We start from the raw sequence: 15975 nt of genomic DNA, 5'->3' as shown, positions 1-15975 counted from the left end.
GGCTGCCTCATGTTGTAGAGCCGAGCCCACGCTCGGCTGCTGTTGATTCAATCCCAGCGTGGGCTCGGCCCTACAGAACAGAGCCTACCGCCCTGCCAGCCACCCGATCACGCCCTCGGCGGCCCGCAGGCCGCTGGCGTAGCACGCGGTCAACAGGTAACCCCCCGTGGGCGCCTCCCAGTCCAGCATCTCTCCGGCACAGAACACGCCGGGCATTGCCCGCAGCATCAGGCCATCATCCAGCGCCTCCAGGCGCACGCCGCCGGCGGTACTGATCACTTCGGCCATCGGCCGTGGCCGTTGCAGGCGCAGTGGCAGACGCTTGAGCGTGGCGACCACGGCAGGCAGGTCATGGCCTGCGTCCTTGCCCAGGATTTCGAACACCAGCGCCGACTTCACCGCATCCAGCCCGGCCTGGCGACGCAGGTGCTCGCCGAAGCTGCGGCCCTTGCGCGGGCGCGACAGCTCGGCCAGCAGGCGCGCCTCGTCGCGGCCCGGAACCAGGTCCAGCCACAGCATGGCGTGGCCATCGCGGTTGATGGTCTCGCGCAGGTCTGCCGCCAGTGCATAGACCAGGCTGCCTTCGATGCCGTATTCGCTGACCACGCATTCGCCCTGCAGCGACTGCGATTGGCCGGCCAGGTCGATCCAGTGCGCGACGACCGGCTTCAGCGGCGCGCCAGCATTGCGCTGGGCGAAGAACGGAGTCCAGTCCAGGTCGAAACCGCAGTTGGCCGACTGCAGCGGCGCGATGTCCACGCCACACGCCTGCAGGGGCGCGACCCAGGCGCCATCACTGCCCAGTTGAGGCCAGCTGCCGCCGCCCATTGCCAGCACCGTGGCATCGGCGTGGACTTCAATCCCGCCCGCTTCGGTGGCCAAGCGCAGCGCGCCGTCGTTGCCCCAGCCGATCCAGCGGTGATTGGCATGCAGGCGCACGCCCTGTTCCTTCAGTCGTCGCACCCAGCCGCGCAGCAGTGGCGCTGCCTTGCGGTCGACCGGGAACACGCGGCCTGAGCTGCCCACATAGGTCTCCACGCCAAAGCCGGCGGCCCAGTCGCGCAGTGCCTGCGCGTCGAAGCCGTCCAGCCAGCGGCCCACCGCAGTGGACTGCTCGCGGTAGCGGCTGTCGAACAGCGGCCGCGGATCGGAATGGGTGAGGTTGAGGCCCCCCTTGCCGGCGATCAGGAACTTGCGGCCGGGCGAACCCTTGGCCTCATACAGGTCGACCTCCAGGCCAGCGGCGCGCAGGCGCTCGGCGGCGAACAGGCCGGCCGGGCCACCGCCGATGACGGCGACCCGATGGGGCGTTGCGGTATTACGGTTTGACATCGAGCAGCTCGACATCGAACACCAGCGACGAACCGGCCGGAATCGGGCCGACCCGGCGGTCACCATAGCCGTAATCCGGCGGGATCATCAGCGTGCGCTTGCCGCCGACCTTCATGCCCGCCACGCCCTCGTCCCAGCCACGGATGACCTGGCCGGCGCCGAGCGCGAAGGTGAACGGTTCGCCACGGCTGACCGAGCTGTCGAAGGTCTTGCCGTGCTTGGTTCCGGTGCGGTTGTCGTAGATCCAGCCGGTGTAGTGCACGGTCACCTTGCTGCCGGAGACGGCTTCGGCGCCGGTGCCGGGCACGGTATCGATGCGCTCGAAGGTGGTCAGGGTGCCGCCGGGCGGCGGGCCGGACGGTTCGGTCGAGCAGCCGGCGGCGGCGAGGGACAGCAGCAGGGGAAGCAGCAGGCGGCGCATCGGGCGTCTCCGGAAGGGCGCAGGGTGAGGGCGGCAAGGGTAGCGCATCGGCGCCGGGTATCATGGGGGCATGGCAAAACTCCTGCTCAATCTGCGCAATGTCGGCGACGACGAATATGCCGATGTCTGCACGCTGCTCGACCAGCACGGCATCGCCTGGTATCGCACCGAACCCAGCCCCTGGGGCATTTCCAATGGCGGCCTATGGCTGCGCGAGGACACCGATCATCCGCGTGCGAAGGCGCTGATGGCGGAGTACCAGGCAGCGCGCGGCGTGCGCGTGCGGGCCGAGCGCGAGCAGGCGTTGCGTGATGGCACGGCGGAAACCTTCGGCAGCCTGTTCCGGCGCCGGCCGGTGTTCGTGGTGCTGGTACTGCTGGGGATGGCGGGCGCGGCGGCGTTGGTGCTGCTGCCGTTCGTGCTGCTGCGGGGGTAAGGGGAGCGGGGTCGGATCCTTCTGCTGCGCAGAGGGCTCTGACCGCTGGATCTGTCGAGCTGCAGTAGATCCGCGCCCTGCGGGGATGAACGGGCAAATCTGACCCTGGGGCGGTCTGGCGCTAAAATGGCGGCATGATCGCCAATACCGCTGCCTACCATTTCGCCGTCATCGACGCTCCCCAGGCCCTGTGCGACCAGCTGCTGGCGCGCGCCGAGGCGGCGCAGCTGCGCGGCACGATCCTGGTGGCGGGCGAGGGACTGAACCTGTTCCTGGCCGGTGCGCCGGAGGCGGTCGAGGACTTCTATGCGGCGCTGCATGCCGATGCGCGCTTTGCCGACATGCGGGTCAAGACCAGCCTGAGCGAGCACCAGCCGTTCGCGCGGCTGAAGGCCAAGGTGAAGGACGAGATCATCAGCTTCCGCCGTGATGACGGCCAGCCGCTGGACTATCCGCGCGCACCGGCGGTTGATCCGGCCACCGTGCAGCGCTGGTTGCGGCAGGGGCACGATGACGCCGGCAAGCCGGTGGTGATGCTCGATACGCGCAACCTGCAGGAAGTGGAATACGGCACCTTCAAGTATGCGCTGGTGTTGCCCATCCACAAGTTCACCGACCTGCCCGAGGCGCTGGCGCTGCACCGCGAAGCGCTGAAGGACAGCACCGTGGTCAGTTTCTGCACCGGCGGCATCCGCTGCGAGAAGGCTGCGCTGTGGATGGTCAACGACGGCATGGACAATGTGCTGCAGCTCGATGGCGGCATCCTCGGCTACTTCGAGGAGGTGGGCGGCGAAGGCTACGAAGGCCGCTGCTTCGTGTTCGATGAGCGCGTCGCGCTGGATGCCGAACTGAAGCCGATGGTCGACCAGCCGCTGCCGGAGCCACGTCCCAGCGCGTTCTGACCCCCTCCTGTAGTGCCGAGCCCATGCTCGGCTGCTTTCTGTCGACGAAAGGCAGCCGAGCATGGGCTCGGCTCTACACGATCCGGCGGGCCCTGAACCCGCCCCACGGGAATCAGCATCCTGCCACCGTCACTGGCCGCCGCGCCCGGCCGACCCCATGCATGGGGGATCCTGTGACGGAAAAACGCCTGATGATCCCGTTGTCGATCCTTGACCTGGCCCCGGTCTGCGAGGGCAGTGACACCACCGCCGCCTTTGCCAACATGCTGGAACTGGCGCAGCACGCCGATGCGCTGGGCTACCGCCGCTACTGGCTGGCCGAACACCACAACATGCCCGGCATCGCCAGCGCCGCTACCGCCGTGCTGATCGGCCACGTGGCGGGCGGCACCCAGCGCATCCGTGTCGGTGCCGGTGGGATCATGCTGCCCAACCATGCACCGCTGCAGGTGGCCGAGCAGTTCGGCACGCTGGCCTCGCTGTATCCGGACCGCATCGACCTCGGCCTGGGCCGTGCGCCGGGCACCGACCAGCCGACCGCGCGTGCATTGCGCCGCTATTTCGACAGCGCCGACCAGTTCCCGCAGGACGTGCGCGAGCTGCTGCACTACTTCGAGCCGGTGCAGCCCGGGCAGGCGGTGCAGGCCGTTCCGGGTGGGGGCCTGCGGGTGCCGACCTGGATCCTTGGTTCGAGCCTGTTCGGCGCGCGCATGGCCGCCTCGATGGGCCTGCCATATGCATTCGCCTCGCACTTCGCACCCGACGTGATGGACGAAGCGCTTGCGGTGTACCGCCGCGAGTTCCGCCCCTCGGCGACGTTGAAACAACCGCACGCGATGCTGGCGCTGAACGTTGTCGCCAGCGACAGCGAGGCCGAATCGCGCCGTCTGTTCACCAGCCAGCAGCAGAGTTTCGTGAACCTGCGGCGTGGCCGGCCGGGCAAGATTCCCGCGCCGATCGACGACATCGAGGCCTTCTGGGAGCCGCATGAAAAACTGGGGGTGGAGCGGGCGCTGGCCTGTACCGTGCTGGGCGATCCGCAGCAGGTGGCGGAAGGCATCGCCGCCTTCGTCGAACGCCACAAGCCGGATGAGCTGATGCTCACCGCCAACCTGTATGACCACCGCGCGCGCCTGCGCTCGTTTGAACTGGCCATGCAGGCCTGGCACGCCCGCCACGCGGGCTGAACAATTGCGTCACGGCCCATTGCAGCCGAAGCGCGTCTGATGGGGGCTCACACCAATGGAGCCCCCCCATGGCTGACACCCGCGCCGAACACATCGCCCAACTGGCGGAACTGATCAAGGACGTGGAGGTGGCGATGTTCACCACCACCGGCGTCGACGGACGGCTCTACAGCCGGCCGCTGGCCACCCAGCAGGTCAGCTTCGATGGTGACCTGTGGTTCGTCATCACTGCCGACAGCCCGAAGGTGGCCGAGATCGCGCTCGATCCGCACGTCAACGTGGCCTACGCTTCGCCTTCGAAGAACACCTATGTGTCGGTGGCAGGGCGTGCGCGCATCGTCGACGACCGCGCGAAGATCGAGGAGCTGTGGTCGCCGGCGATGAAGCTGTTCTTTCCGGGTGGCAAGGACGACCCGAACCTGCGCCTGATCCAGGTGCGCGCCGACTCGGCCGAGTACTGGGATGGGCCGGGCACGCTGCTGGGGACCGCGCTGAATTTCGTGCTGTCGGCCGTGCAGGATGAGCCGGCGTCGTTGGCCGACAACGGCTTCATCGATCTGCGCTGAGGGCGCGCCCCATCCGCGCATGGCGTGGATCTACTGAATCCAGATACCCGCATCCCCCCAGTAGATCCACGCCATGCGTGGATGGGGTGTGCCCGGAGAATTCCGGCTTCAGAACCAACGCTGGAACAGCTCCACCGTATAGCCCACCAGCTGCCCCGAACTGAAACCGAAGAAGGCGATCGCCGCCAACGCTGCGATCCAGTTGAACAGCATCAGGGCGCCATCGCGCTCCAGCAGCGCCAGGGCGAACAGCAACAGCTGGAAGCCGAACAGGAAGTTGGTGAACGGAATCGGCAGCGACAGCAGGATGCCCAGCAGCACCAGCAGCAGGCCGCTGAAGGCGTGTGCCGGCAGTGGTGTCAGCAGCTGCGGCAGGCGTGGCGTCAGCATCTTGTCCAGGCGCCGCAGCGGGCGGTCGATGCGGTCGAGGAAGCGGTGCATGGTGCTGCGCCTGGGGCCGCGGCGGGCGATGAAGCCGGGCAGCCAGGGGCGGCGCAGGCAGCACAGCATCTGCAGGCCGATCAGGATCACCAGCGGGCCACTGACTGCACCGCCCATGCCCGGGATCGGGATGAACGATGGCAGGATCGCCACGAACAGGAACACGCCAAACGCGCTCTGCTGCAGGTTGCTGAGGATCTGGCCGAGCGGCATGTGCTCGGCGGGATCGCCGGAGGCGAACATCTCCAGCAGGGTACGGATGCCCTCGTTGCGGTAGGTCGGGCGCTCATCGCCCGGACCCTGGCCGGCCTCAGGCGGTGAGCTCATCGGCCTGCTCGTCGGACAGCGTGCGCAGCAGCAGCTTGTCCACCCGCGCACCGTCCAGATCGACCACCTCGAAGCGCCAGCCCGCCCAGTCGAAGTACTCGCCTGCGTGCGGGATGCGGCCGAAGTAGTGGATGCACATGCCGGCCAGCGTGTAGTAGTCGCCGTCCTCGGCATCGGGCAGGTCGTTGCTGCCGATCAGCTCGCGCAGGTCCTCGATCGGCAGCGAGCCGTCCACCAGCAGCGAACCGTCTTCGCGGGTCACCACCAGCGCATCTTCGTCGGCGTTCTCCACCGCCTGCAGGCGGCCGACCACGGCGCCCATCAGGTCGCTGATGGTCACCAGGCCCTGGATCTCGCCGTACTCGTCCACCACCAGCGCCATCGACTGCTGTTCCTCGCGGAAGATCTCCAGCAGCTTCATTGCGTGGGTCGATTCGGAGACGTACAGCGGTTCGCGCAGGGTCTGGAACAGCGCGTTGTCACCGCGCGCCATGCGCGTGGCCAGCGATTTCAGTTCAAGCACGCCGACCACGTCCATGTCGTTGTCGCGCAGCACCGGGTAGCGCGAGAACTCGTGCTCGGCCATGATTTCCAGGTTGCGCTCCAGCCCGGCCTGGGTGTCCAGCCAGGCGATGCGGTTGCGCGGAGTCATCAGGCTGTCGGCGGTGCGGTCGCCCAGGCGCATGACGCGGTTCATCATGTCGCGCTCGTGGGCGTCGATCACGCCGGCCTCGTGGCTTTCGGCCACCAGCATGCGGATTTCTTCTTCAGTCACCGAGGCGACTTCATCCTTGCCCAGGCCGAACAGGCGCAGTACCAGCTGGGTGGTCTTGGACAGCAGCCAGACGAAGGGCAGGGCCAGCTTGGCCAGCCAGCTCATCGGCATCGCCACCAGGCCGGCAATGGCCTCGGAGCGGGTCAGTGCCAGGCGCTTGGGCACCAGTTCGCCGAAAATCAGGGTGATGAAGGTGATCAGGCTGACCGCCAGCGCGGTGCCGACGTTGCCGGCATAGGCGAAGCCCGGCATCAGGCCCTGGATCCAGCCGGCGAATGCTTCACCCAGCGCTTCGCCGCCGAGGTAGCCGGTCAGCACGCCGATCACGGTGATGCCGATCTGCACGGTGGACAGGAAGCTCTCCGGCTTCTCCGACAGCTCCAGCGCCTTGGCGGCCCGCTTGGAGGTGGCGGCCATCTGCTTCAGGCGGCTCTTGCGCGAGGTCATGACCGACATCTCGGACATGGCGAAGAAGCCGTTCAGCAGAACAAGCGCGAAGACAATCAGGATCATTTCAAACACGGGCGTCGTCCCCGGTTGGTGGCAGGGAGGGCGGGTGCTGGCGATGGCGGCTGGCGCTCAGGAACAGGGTCCGGCGCGGCGCAGGGGGATAAGGGTCGTCGTCCATAAGGTGCGCCCGAAGGCGCGCAGGCATCTTAGCAAAGGGGCGTGGCAGGGTGGCAACCGCCTGTTCAGGTTTGGGGTTCCAGAGCCCCGGAAGGGCGCGGGGATACCCGTGATGGTCATCTAGCCGTCATAATTCCATCTGGTGCCGTCCTTCCCGCGACGGCTGACAGGTTTCTCAATGTTCTCTCTGCAGACCATTTTCGGTTCCGGCAAACAGTTCTACACCCTGCTCGATGAGGCTGCCGTCGCGGCTTCCGACGCCGCCAAGGCGCTGCATTCCATGCTGCGCGAGGCAGACCGCCAGCCCGCGCTGGACGCTTTCAAGCTGGCCCGCCTGCGCGAACGCGCGGCCTCGGACAAGATCAGCCAGGCGCTGGTGGACAGCTTCATGACCCCGATCGAGCGCGAAGACATCGAAGCGCTGGGCTCGGCGCTGTACAAGATTCCGAAGCAGATCGAGAAGTTCGCCGATCGCTACTCGCTGGCCACGACCCACCTGGAACACATCGACTTCGCGCCGCGCGCGGCGATGCTGGAACAGGCCGCCGGCGTGGTGGTGGAGATGGTGGCCGACCTGCGCCACATGAACCTGGACCGGATGACCGCGCTCAACGAGAAGCTGCGTTCGCTGGAGAACGAGGCCGACCGCCTGATGCTCGAGCTGTACCGCGACATCTATTCGGGCCGCCTGGACAACCTGCAGATGTTCCTGCTGAAGGAATTCTTCGAGATCCTGGAAAAGGCCATCGACCGTTGCCGCGAGGCCGGCGTGGTGGCGTACCAGATCGTGTTGAAGAACAGCTGACGGACGCCGCCGCATGTTGACCCTTGTCCTGGTGGTGATCCTGGCCGCACTCGTTTTCGAGTTCATCAACGGCTTCCACGACACCGCCAACTCCATTGCCACCGTGGTGGCGACCAAGGTGCTCTCGCCCGGTTGGGCGGTGATGCTGGCCGCCTTCATGAATCTCCTCGGTGCGCTGACCGGTACTGCGGTGGCGCTGACCATCGCTTCGGGCCTGCTCAACACCAACGTGGTCGACGTCACCCCGCAGGTGATCCTGTGCGCCCTGCTGGGCGGCATCATCTGGAACCTGATCACCTGGTGGAAGGGGCTGCCGTCCTCGTCCTCGCATGCACTGATCGGCGGCCTCTGCGGCGCTGGCCTGGCCGCGGCCCACAACAACTGGGACGCACTGATCTGGTCCGAGCGGCTGGGCAGCTGGGCACAGAACAAGGGCCTGCTGTGGAAGGTGTTCGTGCCGATGATCACCTCGCCGATCGCCGGCTTCCTGCTTGGCATCGTAGTGATGGTGCTGCTGTGGGCGCTGATCGCCGGCCTGGCCAAGATCGGTGGTGCCATCGGCCGCCTGGCCCGCCCGCGCATCGTCAATGCCTTCTTCGGCAAGGCGCAGATCGCCTCGGCGGCCTACATGGGTTTCGCCCACGGCCACAACGACGCGCAGAAGACCATGGGCATCATCGCCATGACGCTGATTGGTGCCGAAGCCACCGGCGCACTGAACGACCTGCCGTCCTGGCTGGCCTTCATGCACCCGGACGCGCACGCCGGTGACGGCATCGCGATGTGGATCGTGCTGACCTGTGCGGTGGTGATGGCGGCCGGTACCGCCTCGGGCGGCTGGAAGATCATCAAGACCCTGGGCCACAAGATGGTCAAGCTGCACCCGATCCACGGCTTCGCCGCGGAGACCAGCTCGGCCACCATCCTGACCCTGGCCGCCCACTTCGGCATGCCGGTCTCGACCACGCACAGCATCTCCACCGCGATCATGGGCGTTGGCTTTGCCAAGAACCCGCGCTCGCTGAAGTTCGGCGTGATCGAACGCATCGTCTGGGCCTGGATCCTGACCATCCCGGCGGCCGGCGGCTGTGCCTACCTGATCCTGAAGTTGTTCGAACTGTTCGGCTGGACCTGACGCCCGCAGCCTTGGGGTCAGATCCCTTTCCCTGCGGAAAAGGGATCTGACCCCGGAAAAGAAAAAGCCCGCCGGATTCCGGCGGGCTTTTTTTGTGGCAGATCATTATTCATATCCAGCGTGCCGACCAACGGTCGGCACCCACAAGCAGCCGACCAACGGTCGGCACCCACCAACAGCAGCAGGAACCTCGCCAGCCCACGGAAACCCTGCTTTTGACGTTGCCGTTGCAGTTGCCGTTGATCCGGCGGGTGCCGGGCCGCAGGCCCGGCCGGCCCTCTCAGTTACGCTGGAACAGCGCCTGCACATCCTTGCGGAACGCCGCCTGGCTGTCGGCCCGGCTGTAGAACATATGCCCGCCCGGATAGCTGCGCACCTGCACCCGGTTGGGATTGCTGCCCATCGTCGGCATCTGGTCCACGGTCAGGATCGAACCCATGAACGGGCACGACAGGTCGTTCCAGCCGTGCACGATCAGCACCTGCAGGTGCGGATCGATCGCCACCGCCTGGCGCAGCTGGGTCACCGCGCCCTGGCGCAGCTCACCGTTGCGGTCCCACAGGCGGTTCACGTCGTAGTTCAGTGCCTGGTAGCGTGCGTCCACCTTCCAGCCGACCACGCGCGTCACGAAGTCGACCATCGCCGTGGTGGTTGGCGCGATGATGCTGTCCAGCAGCGGATCGTTGGCGCGCTGCTCCGGATCATTCGGGAACGGATCGAAGGCGGTCACGTTGGAGTCGTAACGGCTGCCCAGCGTGCCCTTGTCGCGGAACACTTCGCGCAGGTAGGCCTGGGTTTCCAGGCGACCACCGGCACGGCGCACGAACTGCGGATCCAGCCCGGTCAGTTCGGTCACCCGGCGCAGCATCGCTTCGGTCGCCTGCGGATCGCTGCGGCCCTTCATCAACGCGGTGGCATAGTCACCACGGGTGTATTCCACCACCTCCTGCATCGCGGCGTCGGTCAGCTTGCCCTGGCGCTCCAGGTGCGCTGCGGCGATCGACGGCAGCGTCTGCATCCACGCCATCGGCGACACATCGGCGTTGTCTTCCAGGGTCGGGCTCAGATAGGGCGAGACCAGCACCAGGCCGTTCATCGCCACGCCCAGCCGGGTCTGCAGGAAGTGGGTGATGCGCGGGCCACGGTAGCCACCATAGCTCTCGCCGGTCAGGTACTTGCGCGACGCCATGCGCTGGTTGCGCAGCAGCCAGTCGTAGATCGAGCGTGACAGGTATTCGATGTCGGCACTGGGGTTGTACAGCGCCTTCTTGGCCTCGTCGTCGCCGATGCGTGCGCGGCTGAAGCCGGTGCCGACCGGATCGATGAACACCAGATCGGTGAAGTCCAGCCAGGTGCCCGGGTTGTCGTGCAGGGTGGCCGGCGCCGATGCGCTGTCACCCTCGGAGCCGAAGGTCACTACCTTGGGCCCGATCGCGCCCATGTTGAGGTACACCGACGATGCCCCGGGGCCGCCATTGAGCGCGAAGGTCACCGGCCGGTCCTTGCCCGGCATCGTGTAGGCGGTGAACACCACGTCGGCGATCACCTTGCCCTTGGCATCGCGTACCGGCAGGGTGCCGACGGTGGCGGTGTAGTCGAGGGTGCGGCCGGCCAGGCGCAGGCTCTGGCGGGCCGAGGCGTCCGCGGGCAGCGCAGGTGCCTCGGTCTTGTCGTCTTTCGGGTCGGGCTTGGCGTCGGCGTCGGGCGCAGCCAGTACGCTGGCAGGGGCGATGAGCAGGCCGACGCAGAGCGCGGCAGTGTGCAGCAGGGACTTCATGGCACCGGATCGGCAGCGGAAGGGGTTCCGATGCTAGGCCGGTGGCGGGCCATGCCGTATGTGTCCAAAGGCATGGCCGTGCCTCAGGGCCGCTACTGGCCAGATTGGGTCAAGCGGGTAGGGTGGCTGCCGCTTCGTCATCGGCCAGCAGGCCGTAGACGGCCGAGTCGGCCAGTTCCCCCTGGATGCGCCAGCGCTGGCGAAGCACCCCCTCGCGGTGGAATCCCAGGCGTTCGAGTACGTGCGCGGAGGGTGCATTGCGCGGGTCGATCTCGGCTTCCACACGATGCAGGTGCAGGGTGCGGAACAGGTAGGCCAGTACCTGTTGCAGGGCTTCGTGCATATAGCCCTGGCCCTGGCGATCAGGTGCCAGCAGGTAGCCGATCTCGGCGCGCGCTGCATCCCGGTCCACCGCGAACACCACGCAGATGCCCAGCAGCGGGCCGTCCAGCGATTCGCGCACGGCCAGCTTCAGCTGGGTGCCGATGGCATGGGCGGCGAGATCATCGTCGATCTGCTCGCGCGCTTCGGCCTGCCGCGTCCAGGCCGGATGATTCCACCAGCGCATCACATCCGGGTTGGACTGCAATGTGAACAACGCGGCGGTGTCGTCACGGCGGATCGGGCTCAGGACCAGCCGTGCACTGTGCAGCGGCAGGCCGGGGAACAGCAGCGAGTGGCTGGCCAATACGGTGGTCCACGCGGATGGACGCGCATTATGGCGCCGCCGGGTTTGCAGATGGGGGCGGGATCTCTGTAGAGCCGAGCCGATGCTCGGCTGCCCGGCACGGCGCGGAATGCAGCCGAGCGTGGGCTCGGCTCTACAGGAGGGCTGCGGGAGTCAGACTTCCAGGGAGGCGAGGTCGCCCTTCGACTCCAGCCAGCCCTTGCGGTCGGAGGCGCGCTTCTTGGCCAGCAGCATGTCCATCAGCGAGCGGGTCTGCTCGCCATCGTCCACGGTCAGCTGCACCAGGCGGCGCGTATCCGGATGGATGGTCGACTCGCGCAGCTGCGGGGGGTTCATTTCGCCAAGGCCCTTGAAGCGGGTCACGTTGATGGCGCCCTTGATCTTCTCGCGTTCGATCTTGTCCAGCATCGAGCGCTTTTCTTCCTCATCCAGGGCGTAGAACACCTGCTTGCCCACGTCGATGCGGAACAGCGGCGGCATCGCCACGAACACGTGGCCGGCATCGACCAGCGCCGGGAAATGCTTCAGGAACAGCGCGGTCAACAGGGTGGCGATATGCAGGCCGTCCGAGTCGGCGTCGGCCAGGATGATCACCTTGCCGTAACGCAGGCCGGTGATGTCGTCCTTGCCCGGGTCGCAGCCGATGGCCACGGCCAGGTTGTGCACTTCTTCCGAGGCCAGCACGCTGTTGGACGAGACTTCCCAGGTGTTGAGGATCTTGCCGCGCAGCGGCAGGATCGCCTGGAAGTCCTTGTCGCGCGCCTGCTTGGCGCTGCCGCCTGCCGAGTCACCTTCCACCAGGAACAGTTCGGTGCGCGACAGGTCCTGGCTGATGCAGTCGGCCAGCTTGCCAGGCAGGGCCGGGCCCTGGGTGACCTTCTTGCGGACGACCAGCTTTTCGGTCTTCAGGCGCGCACTGGCGCGCTCGATGGCGATCTGCGCGATCTTCTCGCCCAGTTCCACGTTCTGGTTCAGCAGCAGGCTGAAGGCATCGTGGGCGGCGCCTTCGACGAAGCCGGCCGCCTGGCGAGAGGACAGGCGTTCCTTGGTCTGGCCGCTGAACTGCGGGTCGGTCATCTTCAGCGACAGCACGAACGAGACGCGGTCCCACACGTCTTCCGGGGCCAGCTTGACGCCACGCGGCAGCAGGTTGCGGAAGTCGCAGAATTCACGCAGCGCCTCGGTCAGGCCGGTACGCAGGCCGTTGACGTGGGTGCCGTGCTGGGCGGTGGGAATCAGGTTGACGTAGCTTTCCTGCACCAGCTCGCCTTCCGGCAGCCAGGCCACGGCCCAGTCCACCACCTCGGTGTCCTTCTTCAGGTTGCCGACGAACAGGTCGGCCGGCAACGATTCACGCTCGCCCAGTTCCAGCTTCAGGTAATCACGCAGGCCATCTTCGTAGTACCAGGTATCGACTTCACCGGTGGCTTCGTCGGTCAGCTTCACGGTCAGGCCCGGGCACAGCACGGCCTTGGCGCGCAGCAGGTGCTTCAGCGCGCGCACCGCGAACTTGGGCGTATCGAAGTACTTCGGGTCCGGCCAGAAGCGCACGCGGGTACCGGTGTTCTTCTTGCCGACGGTGCCGACCACTTCCAGCGGAGTGGCGCGGTCGCCGTTGCGGAAGGTGATGCGGTGTTCGGCACCTTCGCGCTTGATGTGTACCTCCACCAGGGTCGACAGCGCGTTGACCACGCTGACGCCGACGCCGTGCAGGCCGCCGGAGAAGGTGTAGTTGTTGTTGTTGAACTTGCCGCCTGCATGCAGGCGGGTCAGGATCAGCTCGACGCCCGGGATCTTCTCTTCCGGATGGATGTCCACCGGCATGCCACGGCCGTCATCGCTGACCTCCACGCTGCCGTCCTTGTACAGGGTGATCTCGATCGAGCGGGCGTGGCCGGCGAGGGCCTCGTCCACCGAGTTGTCGATCACTTCCTGCGCCAGGTGGTTCGGGCGCGCGGTGTCGGTATACATGCCGGGACGGCGCTTGACCGGGTCAAGGCCGGACAGGACTTCAATATCGGCGGCGTTATAGCGGGCGTTCATCTGTCTTCGAAAGCTTGGAGCGACGGGCAAGTGTGGGGTCTGGCACAGGAATTTGCACGCCTGCGGTTCAGTCTCGGCGACGCAGAGGGGGTAAAATGGCAGCCGCTGGAATCTGAACGCCGGCGACCCCCGTTGGGTCGAAACGTCCAAGCCATACCGCGAGGAGGACCTCATGAAGAAGTTGCTGACCATTGCGATCCTGGCCGCTGCCGCCGTTGCAGTACCGCTGGTGGTGGCGCAGAACGCCGGCCAGCCGGCCCCGCAGCAGGGTAGCCAGGCCGACAAGGCGCAGGCCGAAGCCGATGCCAAGGCCAAGCGCCGTGCCCAGGCCAATGCCGAAATGAAGGCGCAGGGCCAGCCGGCCCCGCAGCAGGAAGAGGAAGAAGAGGCGCGGAAGAAGAAGTAACGCTTCCGCCCTCTGAAGCCCTTGCCGCAAGGGATTCGCCCCCCGACGCCCCGCTCAGCGGGGCGTTTTATTTGGGTGACTGCCGCAACTGCCTCTTGGGTTGGCGGCCATCAATCTGTAAACTATGGCTTTCCGGGAGTAAGTGCGTGTCCACCATTTGCGAATGGGCTGGAGCGGCCAAGCGTGGCTTCCAGCATGGCGGGTCGCAGGTGACGGTCGATTTGACCGGCACGGCCGCCCCGACCTCGCACGATGGTTCCCGTCCGGCGCCTGCCGCCGCACGGATCCGCACCTCCCTCGCTGCCTCAGCGAACCGGAAAACCCCCTCCGAGCACCATGCCCGCCCTCCGGGTGCGCGTGGTGCTGCCGTTTTCCATTTCCAGACAGGATGCTTGCAGCCATGACTCCCTTGATTTTCGTAACCGGCGGCGTGGTGTCCTCGCTCGGCAAAGGCATTGCCGCCGCGTCACTGGCCGCCATTCTCGAAGCCCGTGGCCTGAAGGTCACGATGATGAAGCTCGACCCGTACATCAACGTCGACCCGGGCACCATGAGCCCGTTCCAGCACGGTGAGGTCTATGTCACCGACGACGGTGCCGAGACCGACCTCGACCTGGGCCACTACGAGCGCTTCGTTCGCACCCGCCTGAGCCGCAAGAACTCGGTCACCACCGGCCGCATCTACGAGAACGTGATCCGCAAGGAGCGTCGCGGCGACTACCTGGGTGCGACCGTGCAGGTCATTCCGCACATCACCGACGAAATCCGCCGCTGCATCGATGAAGCCACTGAGGGCTACGACGTGGCACTGGTCGAGATCGGCGGCACCGTCGGCGACATCGAGTCGCTGCCGTTCCTGGAAGCGATCCGCCAGGTGCGCACCGAGCGTGGCCCGGAGAAGGCGCTGTTCATGCACCTCACCCTGGTGCCGTACATCGGCGCTGCCGGTGAGCTGAAGACCAAGCCGACCCAGCATTCGGTGAAGGAACTGCGCTCGATCGGCATCCAGCCGGACGTGCTGCTGTGCCGCTCCGAACAGGCTGTGCCGGATTCGGAGCGTCGCAAGATCGCCCAGTTCACCAACGTCTCCGAGCGCGCGGTGATCAGCGTGCCGGACGTCGACGTGCTGTACCGCATTCCGTCGGGCCTGCACGCGCAGGGCCTGGACGAGATCGTGGTCAACCAGCTGAAGCTGGCCGACAAGGTGGGTCCGGTCGACCTGTCGATGTGGGAAGACGCGGTCGATGCGACCCTGCACCCGCTGGACGAAGTGACCATCGCCGTGGTCGGCAAGTACGTCGATCACCAGGATGCCTACAAGTCGGTCGGCGAAGCGCTCAAGCACGGCGGCCTGCGCCAGCGCACCAAGGTCAACCTGAAGTGGCTGGAGGCACAGGACCTGGAAGGCACCGACATGGCCGCACTGGCCGATGTCGACGGCATCCTGGTGCCGGGCGGCTTCGGTGACCGTGGTTTCGAAGGCAAGGTGCTGACCTCGAAGTTCGCCCGCGAACAGCACGTGCCGTACTTCGGCATCTGCTACGGCATGCAGGCGGCCGTCGTCGATTACGCACGCAACGTGGTCGGCCTGGAAGGCGCCAACAGCACCGAGAACGATCGCCAGTCGCCGAACCCGGTGATCGGCCTGATCACCGAATGGCGCACCGCCACCGGCGATGTCGAGAAGCGTGACGACAAGAGCGACCTGGGTGGCACCATGCGCCTGGGCCTGCAGGAGCAGCGGCTGAAGCCGGGCACGCTGGCCCGCGAGCTGTACGGCAAGGACGTGGTCGCCGAGCGCCACCGCCACCGCTACGAGTTCAACAACCGCTATCGCACCCAGTTGGAAGATGCGGGCCTGGTGATCGCCGGCAAGTCGATGGACGACACCCTGGTGGAAGTGGTCGAGCTGCCGCGCGACGCACACCCGTGGTTCCTGGCCTGCCAGGCGCACCCGGAATTCCTGTCCACCCCGCGCGACGGCCACCCGCTGTTCATCGGTTTCATCCGCGCCGCGCGCGAGCGCAAGGCCGGTGGCAAGCTGCTGCAGGAAGCCCGCGCCTGACTTGTGATGGGGGCCGCCGGCCCCCATCTTGCACGCTTCAAC

The 15975-nt window shown here is 66.6% G+C and carries 15 protein-coding genes; 8 read left to right on the top strand and 7 right to left on the bottom strand.

The features are described from left to right. Positions 1-84 precede the first annotated feature (84 nt). Both B9Y64_RS00165 and B9Y64_RS00160 read right to left on the bottom strand, forming a co-directional pair. Positions 85-1332 (bottom strand): TIGR03862 family flavoprotein, encoded by a 1248-nt coding sequence (locus tag B9Y64_RS00165; RefSeq protein WP_100439013.1) that lies wholly within the window; start codon positions 1330-1332, stop codon positions 85-87. Further along, positions 1319-1753, bottom strand: a complete 435-nt coding sequence (locus B9Y64_RS00160; RefSeq protein ID WP_100439012.1) for an FKBP-type peptidyl-prolyl cis-trans isomerase — start codon at positions 1751-1753, stop codon at positions 1319-1321. Before B9Y64_RS00160 ends, B9Y64_RS00165 begins: the two co-directional genes overlap by 14 nt. Positions 1754-1823: 70 nt before the next feature. On the opposite strand from B9Y64_RS00160, the gene B9Y64_RS00155 reads away from it, so the two are divergent. From B9Y64_RS00155 to B9Y64_RS00140, 4 genes are all read left to right on the top strand, one after another. Beyond that, positions 1824-2189, top strand: a complete 366-nt coding sequence (locus tag B9Y64_RS00155) for a DUF6164 family protein (protein WP_100439011.1) — start codon at positions 1824-1826, stop codon at positions 2187-2189. Between the two features lie 134 nt (positions 2190-2323). Continuing rightward, the gene (locus B9Y64_RS00150; RefSeq protein ID WP_100439010.1) at positions 2324-3091 is read left to right on the top strand and encodes a sulfurtransferase; all 768 of its coding nucleotides are present in this window, start codon (positions 2324-2326) and stop codon (positions 3089-3091) included. Between the two features lie 191 nt (positions 3092-3282). Continuing rightward, the gene (locus tag B9Y64_RS00145) at positions 3283-4278 is read left to right on the top strand and encodes an LLM class flavin-dependent oxidoreductase (RefSeq protein WP_100439009.1); all 996 of its coding nucleotides are present in this window, start codon (positions 3283-3285) and stop codon (positions 4276-4278) included. Positions 4279-4346: 68 nt separating this feature from the next. Beyond that, positions 4347-4844, top strand: a complete 498-nt coding sequence (locus B9Y64_RS00140; RefSeq protein ID WP_100439008.1) for a pyridoxamine 5'-phosphate oxidase family protein — start codon at positions 4347-4349, stop codon at positions 4842-4844. Between the two features lie 108 nt (positions 4845-4952). Here the strand turns inward: B9Y64_RS00140 and B9Y64_RS00135 are convergent, their stop codons facing one another. Together B9Y64_RS00135 and B9Y64_RS00130 are read right to left on the bottom strand one after the other, a co-directional pair. Continuing rightward, positions 4953-5612, bottom strand: coding sequence for an exopolysaccharide biosynthesis protein (locus B9Y64_RS00135; RefSeq protein ID WP_100439007.1), 660 nt, complete (start codon positions 5610-5612; stop codon positions 4953-4955). After that, positions 5596-6900, bottom strand: a complete 1305-nt coding sequence (locus B9Y64_RS00130; RefSeq protein WP_100439006.1) for a hemolysin family protein — start codon at positions 6898-6900, stop codon at positions 5596-5598. The genes B9Y64_RS00135 and B9Y64_RS00130 overlap by 17 nt, the downstream gene beginning before the upstream one ends. Positions 6901-7192: 292 nt before the next feature. Here B9Y64_RS00130 and B9Y64_RS00125 point away from each other — a divergent pair, with 292 nt between their 5' ends. Together B9Y64_RS00125 and B9Y64_RS00120 are read left to right on the top strand one after the other, a co-directional pair. Then, positions 7193-7819, top strand: a complete 627-nt coding sequence (locus B9Y64_RS00125) for a DUF47 domain-containing protein (protein ID WP_004152833.1) — start codon at positions 7193-7195, stop codon at positions 7817-7819. Between the two features lie 13 nt (positions 7820-7832). Continuing rightward, positions 7833-8954, top strand: a complete 1122-nt coding sequence (locus tag B9Y64_RS00120) for an inorganic phosphate transporter (protein WP_057499497.1) — start codon at positions 7833-7835, stop codon at positions 8952-8954. A gap of 280 nt (positions 8955-9234) precedes the next feature. On the opposite strand, the gene B9Y64_RS00115 is transcribed toward B9Y64_RS00120, so the two are convergent. From B9Y64_RS00115 to parE, 3 genes are all read right to left on the bottom strand, one after another. After that, positions 9235-10731 carry a S10 family peptidase gene (locus tag B9Y64_RS00115; RefSeq protein WP_100439005.1) on the bottom strand — a complete coding sequence of 499 codons (1497 nt, stop codon included), beginning with the start codon at positions 10729-10731 and terminating at the stop codon, positions 9235-9237. Positions 10732-10840: 109 nt separating this feature from the next. Beyond that, positions 10841-11419 (bottom strand): GNAT family N-acetyltransferase, encoded by a 579-nt coding sequence (locus tag B9Y64_RS00110; protein WP_100439004.1) that lies wholly within the window; start codon positions 11417-11419, stop codon positions 10841-10843. Between the two features lie 153 nt (positions 11420-11572). After that, entirely contained in the window at positions 11573-13462 is a 1890-nt protein-coding gene (gene parE / locus B9Y64_RS00105; protein WP_100439003.1) for a DNA topoisomerase IV subunit B, read from the bottom strand. A 172-nt stretch (positions 13463-13634) separates the two neighbouring features. Between parE and B9Y64_RS00100 the strand changes: the two genes are divergently transcribed. Together B9Y64_RS00100 and B9Y64_RS00095 are read left to right on the top strand one after the other, a co-directional pair. After that, positions 13635-13868, top strand: a complete 234-nt coding sequence (locus B9Y64_RS00100; protein ID WP_100439002.1) for a hypothetical protein — start codon at positions 13635-13637, stop codon at positions 13866-13868. 400 nt (positions 13869-14268) lie between these two features. Beyond that, positions 14269-15933 carry a CTP synthase gene (locus B9Y64_RS00095; RefSeq protein ID WP_032130113.1) on the top strand — a complete coding sequence of 555 codons (1665 nt, stop codon included), beginning with the start codon at positions 14269-14271 and terminating at the stop codon, positions 15931-15933. The last annotated feature ends 42 nt before the right edge of the window (positions 15934-15975 follow it).

Origin of the sequence: Stenotrophomonas maltophilia (genome assembly GCF_002799245.1) — a bacterium.
Classification (GTDB): Bacteria; Pseudomonadota; Gammaproteobacteria; order Xanthomonadales; family Xanthomonadaceae; genus Stenotrophomonas; species Stenotrophomonas maltophilia_S.
This window is presented reverse-complemented; position numbering and strand designations above follow the sequence as displayed.

Excerpts from the sequence above, each read along its gene's own strand:
- B9Y64_RS00130 (WP_100439006.1), bottom strand. The coding sequence starts at position 6,900 with ATGATCCTGATTGTCTTCGCGCTTGTTCTGCTGAACGGCTTCTTCGCC.
- B9Y64_RS00115 (WP_100439005.1), bottom strand. The coding sequence starts at position 10,731 with ATGAAGTCCCTGCTGCACACTGCCGCGCTCTGCGTCGGCCTGCTCATC.
- parE (WP_100439003.1), bottom strand. The coding sequence starts at position 13,462 with ATGAACGCCCGCTATAACGCCGCCGATATTGAAGTCCTGTCCGGCCTT.
- B9Y64_RS00095 (WP_032130113.1), top strand. The coding sequence starts at position 14,269 with ATGACTCCCTTGATTTTCGTAACCGGCGGCGTGGTGTCCTCGCTCGGC.
- B9Y64_RS00125 (WP_004152833.1), top strand. The coding sequence starts at position 7,193 with ATGTTCTCTCTGCAGACCATTTTCGGTTCCGGCAAACAGTTCTACACC.
- B9Y64_RS00165 (WP_100439013.1), bottom strand. The coding sequence starts at position 1,332 with ATGTCAAACCGTAATACCGCAACGCCCCATCGGGTCGCCGTCATCGGC.
- B9Y64_RS00155 (WP_100439011.1), top strand. The coding sequence starts at position 1,824 with ATGGCAAAACTCCTGCTCAATCTGCGCAATGTCGGCGACGACGAATAT.
- B9Y64_RS00140 (WP_100439008.1), top strand. The coding sequence starts at position 4,347 with ATGGCTGACACCCGCGCCGAACACATCGCCCAACTGGCGGAACTGATC.
- B9Y64_RS00145 (WP_100439009.1), top strand. The coding sequence starts at position 3,283 with ATGATCCCGTTGTCGATCCTTGACCTGGCCCCGGTCTGCGAGGGCAGT.
- B9Y64_RS00160 (WP_100439012.1), bottom strand. The coding sequence starts at position 1,753 with ATGCGCCGCCTGCTGCTTCCCCTGCTGCTGTCCCTCGCCGCCGCCGGC.
- B9Y64_RS00100 (WP_100439002.1), top strand. The coding sequence starts at position 13,635 with ATGAAGAAGTTGCTGACCATTGCGATCCTGGCCGCTGCCGCCGTTGCA.
- B9Y64_RS00120 (WP_057499497.1), top strand. The coding sequence starts at position 7,833 with ATGTTGACCCTTGTCCTGGTGGTGATCCTGGCCGCACTCGTTTTCGAG.
- B9Y64_RS00150 (WP_100439010.1), top strand. The coding sequence starts at position 2,324 with ATGATCGCCAATACCGCTGCCTACCATTTCGCCGTCATCGACGCTCCC.
- B9Y64_RS00135 (WP_100439007.1), bottom strand. The coding sequence starts at position 5,612 with ATGAGCTCACCGCCTGAGGCCGGCCAGGGTCCGGGCGATGAGCGCCCG.